4 protein-coding genes, 2 rRNA genes, 4 pseudogenes and 3 other annotated features are annotated in these 4,993 nt (G+C 52.5%); of the genes and pseudogenes, 5 read left to right on the top strand and 5 right to left on the bottom strand.

The genetic code is table 11. From position 1 onward, the window contains the following. Positions 1–128 (bottom strand): annotated as a pseudogene (locus E6C51_RS20200) (ISAs1 family transposase); the annotation flags it as partial. After that, positions 1–378, bottom strand: a sequence feature (mutual gap in cmsearch alignment for this rRNA model is longer than 100). Its footprint overlaps the pseudogene before it by 128 nt. A gap of 370 nt (positions 379–748) precedes the next feature. Here E6C51_RS20200 and rrf (E6C51_RS20050) point away from each other — a divergent pair. Continuing rightward, positions 749–862 (top strand): 5S ribosomal RNA (gene rrf / locus E6C51_RS20050). 237 nt (positions 863–1,099) lie between these two features. Here the strand turns inward: rrf (E6C51_RS20050) and E6C51_RS20195 are convergent. After that, a pseudogene (locus tag E6C51_RS20195) lies at positions 1,100–1,228 on the bottom strand (transposase family protein); the annotation flags it as partial. A 39-nt stretch (positions 1,229–1,267) separates the two neighbouring features. After that, positions 1,268–1,420: pseudogene (locus tag E6C51_RS20190) on the bottom strand (transposase family protein); the annotation flags it as partial. A gap of 228 nt (positions 1,421–1,648) precedes the next feature. After that, positions 1,649–1,883 (bottom strand) — a sequence feature (16S ribosomal RNA rRNA prediction is too short). 82 nt (positions 1,884–1,965) lie between these two features. On the opposite strand from E6C51_RS20190, the gene E6C51_RS20240 reads away from it, so the two are divergent. Both E6C51_RS20240 and E6C51_RS20040 read left to right on the top strand, forming a co-directional pair. Then, complete coding sequence (locus tag E6C51_RS20240) at positions 1,966–2,100, top strand: hypothetical protein (protein WP_269141835.1); 135 nt, start codon at positions 1,966–1,968, stop codon at positions 2,098–2,100. After that, a complete protein-coding gene (locus E6C51_RS20040) occupies positions 2,097–2,234 on the top strand; it encodes a hypothetical protein (protein ID WP_190237309.1) in 138 nt (45 codons plus the stop codon). The genes E6C51_RS20240 and E6C51_RS20040 overlap by 4 nt, the downstream gene beginning before the upstream one ends. Before the next feature lie 222 nt (positions 2,235–2,456). On the opposite strand, the gene E6C51_RS20035 is transcribed toward E6C51_RS20040, so the two are convergent. Continuing rightward, entirely contained in the window at positions 2,457–2,705 is a 249-nt protein-coding gene (locus E6C51_RS20035; RefSeq protein WP_230987514.1) for an SDR family NAD(P)-dependent oxidoreductase, read from the bottom strand. Between E6C51_RS20035 and E6C51_RS20030 the strand changes: the two genes are divergently transcribed. Then, positions 2,704–3,273 (top strand): ISAs1 family transposase, encoded by a 570-nt coding sequence (locus E6C51_RS20030; protein WP_230987511.1) that lies wholly within the window; start codon positions 2,704–2,706, stop codon positions 3,271–3,273. The two genes, E6C51_RS20035 and E6C51_RS20030, sit on opposite strands and share 2 nt — an antisense overlap. A gap of 469 nt (positions 3,274–3,742) precedes the next feature. Here the strand turns inward: E6C51_RS20030 and rrf (E6C51_RS20025) are convergent. Further along, positions 3,743–3,857 (bottom strand): 5S ribosomal RNA (rrf, locus tag E6C51_RS20025). Between the two features lie 219 nt (positions 3,858–4,076). After that, positions 4,077–4,642, bottom strand: a sequence feature (most likely nonfunctional fraction of RNA operon). Between the two features lie 14 nt (positions 4,643–4,656). Between rrf (E6C51_RS20025) and E6C51_RS20100 the strand changes: the two are divergent. Then, positions 4,657–4,993, top strand: a pseudogene (locus E6C51_RS20100) (capsule biosynthesis protein); the annotation flags it as partial.

Raw genomic sequence — 4,993 nt, 5'->3', positions numbered from 1 at the left:
TCCTCACATGTCTGCGCACCACAGAGACTTGCCAGAAGTGCAATGAACAGAAGCTCATAGAGGTCATGCCGCGCATCCGCTGCCCGTCGATCCACTATATCCCCAAAACACTCGATAAACCGTTCCAATCCGTGATCCTCCCCCTTGTGGGCAGGCGAATCGCATATGGAGCTGCATGTTTGGCGCGATATTGTTGTTGCCAGCAGCCCACTTTTGGATTCTTGAGATGATCCACCCGTTATGGAGAGGATCACGGATTGGAACGGTTTATCGAGGTTACTCACCCGTCTGCCACTCACCCCGAAGGATGCGTTCGACTTGCATGTGTTAAGCCTGCCGCCAGCGTTCGTTCTGAGCCAGGATCAAACTCTCAAGTTGAGAATTCAATCTAGACTAATCACTGTATGTTCTGAATCGACGAGAACTCACTCGATCAGTTACTCACCCGTCTGCCACTCACCCCGAAGGATGCGTTCGACTTGCATGTGTTAAGCCTGCCGCCAGCGTTCGTTCTGAGCCAGGATCAAACTCTCAAGTTGAGAATTCAATCTAGACTAATCACTATGTTCTGAATCGACGAGAACTCACTCGATCAAATGATCGAGTGAGTTCTCGTCGATTCAGAACATACAGTGATTAGTCTAGATTGAATTCTCAACTTGAGAGTTTGATCCTGGCTCAGAACGAACGCTGGCGGCAGGCTTAACACATGCAAGTCGAACGCCCCGCAAGGGGAGTGGCAGACGGGTGAGTAACGCATGGCGGGGTGGCTGCACCCGTTCCCATTCCGAACACGGCCGTGAAACGCCCCTGCGCCAATGGTACTTCGTCTTAAGACGCGGGAGAGTAGGTCGCTGCCAGGTCTGCTAAAGGCAATCGTTGATACAAACACATCAAAACAATCTTCTCACACAAACATCGGCCCCCAGCCATCTCCCCCACAAGGAGGGAGATCGCATAGGCGCTCCCGCTGGTTTTTAACAATGAACCTGTGATTTCCGACACATACAGCGTCCTTTGTGCGTTTTATAAAACGCACAAAGGACGCTGTAACACTTTAAATATGCTGCATAATTTTCACCTTAAATCGATTAGGATTTTCCTCACATGTCTGCGCACCACAGAGACTTGCCAGAAGTGCAATGAACAGAAGCTCATAGAGGTCATGCCGCGCATTCGCTGCCCGTGGATCCTCTATATCCCCAAAACACTCGATAAACCGTTCCATCCGTGATCCTCTCCATAACGGGTGGATCATCTCAAGAATCCAAAAGTGGGCTGCTGGCAACAACAATATCGCGCTCTGCGCACCACAGAGACTTGCCAGAAGTGCAATGAACAGAAGCTCATAGAGGTCATGCCGCGCATTCGCTGCCCGTGGATCCTCTATATCCCCAAAACACTCGATAAACCGTTCCAATCCGTGATCCTCTCCATAACGGGTGGATCATCTCAAGAATCCAAAAGTGGGCTGCTGGCAACAACAATATCGCGCCAAACATGCAGGCTGATAGAAGACAATGACGGTCACGTTTTGATATGAGAACACCAGATTGAACTGTTGTTGGATTGCAGTGATGCGGTTTGATGATGTTTGGTTTGATCGAGTGAGTTCTCGTCGATTCAGAACATACAGTGATTAGTCTAGATTGAATTCTCAACTTGAGAGTTTGATCCTGGCTCAGAACGAACGCTGGCGGCAGGCTTAACACATGCAAGTCGAACGCAACGCGGGCTCATCATACCCCGATAAATCTTTCCCCTTACGGGCGTATACGGTATTACTTCCAGTTTCCCAGAGCTATTCCGTAGGGTACGGTAGATTCCCACGCGTTACTCACCCGTCTGCCACTCACCCCGAAGGATGCGTTCGACTTGCATGTGTTAAGCCTGCCGCCAGCGTTCGTTCTGAGCCAGGATCAAACTCTCAAGTTGAGAATTCAATCTAGACTAATCACTCCAGCCATGATGGTATCGGCCTTTGCCGCACAAACGCGAATGACATTGGCCAACCTGCCGGTGGTTGGGGGGAATGAACGCGACGCCGTGCTCTATCTGATCGACATGATCAGCCTGAAGGGCGCAAGGGCGAAATCATGACCCGCACGGCGAGTGTGGTTGCTGCCGAACGACTGGAAACGTGCTTCCCGGGCCTGAAGGCGATTGGCCGCATCACGCTGACAAGCGAAAAAGGCAGAGCCGACGAAAATGACAATCGCTTGTTTCAATTATAAAAGTCCCCGTCGTTTCCGCGATTGTCAAATCATATTTCTGACGAACCGGCAAGGTCCAGATCGTTTCAATGCCGGGTTTTACACCTGCTGCGGATGCCGCGCCTGCACCAACACGGCACACGTGCGCACCCGACAGCATAAGGCCCACCAGACGATATTTTTTCAGGATTGGCACAGATCTATTACAGTTCTATTAAAGTTTAACCGCGTGAAGAGACGTGCTCAAAAATAGGCCGTATAGCCCGGAATGCCCAGCAAGGCTGCACCCGATGAAATGATCGTGATCGTGCCGCGCCCGGCTGCGATCATCGATGGGTAGACCGCCCGGATGGCATTGCTCACTCCAATCAGATTTGTATGGATCTGCACATCAAAATCCGCACCGCTTTGATCGGCAAAATTGCCGGGGATAATCATGCCAGCCGAGGCAATCAATGTATCAATGGCACCATGGATGGCAACGCATTCCATGACCGCAGTGTTGATGGTATCGGCCTTTGCCGCACAAACGCGAATGACATTGGCCAACCTGCCGGTGGTTGGGGGGAATGAACGCGACGCCGTGCTCTATCTGATCGACATGATCAGCCTGAAGGGCGCAACCGTGACGGCGGACGCCCTGCATGCCCATGACGAGATGGCGCTGGCGATCCTTGACAAACAGGGCCATTACGCGCTTCGACTGAAGGAAAATCAGCCTATCCTGCATGAAGCCGCCTCGCTCACGCTCCAACAGATGATGGTATCGGCCTTTGCCGCACAAACGCGAATGACATTGGCCAACCTGCCGGTGGTTGGGGGGAATGAACGCGACGCCGTGCTCTATCTGATCGACATGATCAGCCTGAAGGGCGCAACCGTGACAGCGGACGCCCTGCATGCCCATGACGAGATGGCGCTGGCGATCCTTGACAAACAGGGCCATTACGCGCTTCGACTGAAGGAAAATCAGCCTATCCTGCATGAAGCCGCCTCGCTCACGCTCCAACAGACCTTTGTGCGTTTTATAAAACGCACAAAGGACGCTGTAACACTTTAAATATGCTGCATAATTTTCACCTTAAATCGATTAGGATTTAAGGAATTATGCAGTAGGACGTATGCTGTTGAGCAATAGGGTTGCTTTTTGTCGATCTCCCCCTTGTGGGCAGGCGAATCGCATATGGAGCTGCATGTTTGGCGCGATATTGTTGTTGCCAGCAGCCCACTTTTGGATTCTTGAGATGATCCACCCGTTATGGAGAGGATCACGGATTGGAACCGTGAAACGCCCCTGCGCCAATGGTACTTCGTCTTAAGACGCGGGAGAGTAGGTCGCTGCCAGGTCTGCTAAAGGCAATCGTTGATACAAACACATCAAAACAATCTTCTCACACAAACATCGGCCCTGCCGAAGTCATCATGGGTCGCATTCGCGGCCCTTTTGCATTCAAGCATAACGCGGGGTGGAGCAGCCCCGTCCGATCACAGGAAGCATCGCTTCCGAGAACGGACAAAACAAATAAACGACCGGGCTTCCGCCCAACGTCAGATAACAATAAACGAAGTACCATTGGCGCAGGGGCGTTTCACGGCCGTGTTCGGAATGGGAACGGGTGCAGCCACCCCGCCATGACCACCAGGTCGGCTAAGGGCAATGTTGATGAGAAGCTGGATTTTGTAACACGTCTTGTCTTCTGTTTTGTCAGAAGAGATGGCTCATCTTTGATGAGCATAATCAATGAGAACAATTAAGCCGATCGAGCTATTAGTAACGGTAAGCTTCATGCATTGCTGCACTTCCACACCCGTCCTATCAACGTGGTCGTCTTCCACGGCTCTGATAGGGAAAACATTCCGCCTGGGGAGTACGGTCGCAAGATTAAAACTCAAAGGAATTGACGGGGGCCCGCACAAGCGGTGGAGCATGTGGTTTAATTCGAAGCAACGCGCAGAACCTTACCAGCTCTTGACATCCTACGCCCGCTACAGAGATGTAGTTTTCCCTTCGGGGACGTAGAGACAGGTGCTGCATGGCTGTCGTCAGCTCGTGTCGTGAGATGTTGGGTTAAGTCCCGCAACGAGCGCAACCCTCGCCCTTAGTTGCCAGCATTCGGTTGGGCACTCTAAGGGGACTGCCGGTGATATCACCGGCAGTCCCCTTAGAGTGCCCAACCGAATGCTGGCAACTAAGGGCGAGGGTTGCGCTCGTTGCGGGACTTAACCCAACATCTCACGACACGAGCTGACGACAGCCATGCAGCACCTGTCTCCATGTCCCCGAAGGGAAAGGTAAATCTCTCTACCGGTCATGGGATGTCAAGAGCTGGTAAGGTTCTGCGCGTTGCTTCGAATTAAACCACATGCTCCACCGCTTGTGCGGGCCCCCGTCAATTCCTTTGAGTTTTAATCTTGCGACCGTACTCCCCAGGCGGAATGTTAAATGCGCGTGCTTCAACGCGAAATCGACAGCAAGCAAAGCCAGCTCGATGAGCTCAAACAACGCCTCGCCGGTCAGCAGAGCGAAACCAAAAACCTCGCCTCCATCTCGCAAGACCTCTCCCAGCTGCAACTGGCCCAAAGCCTCGCCCAACAACAGTTCGCAGCCGCCGTCAAATCCTTCGAACAAATCCAGTTCGTCAGCAAACAGCAGCTCCTCTACCTCGACAGCTTCCTGCCCCCGCAGCTCCCAGACGAAGCCCAATACCCAAAACGCCCCCTCTGGATCGTCCTGACAATCCTCGCAAGCACCGCCATCTGGGCTATAACCCTCGGTGCCC

Source organism: Gillisella terrae, assembly GCF_004801395.1.
GTDB classification, from domain to species: Bacteria; Pseudomonadota; Alphaproteobacteria; order Rhizobiales; family Rhizobiaceae; genus Allorhizobium; species Allorhizobium terrae.
The sequence above is the reverse complement of the archived record's forward strand: the minus strand, read 5'-3'. Positions and strand labels throughout refer to the sequence as shown.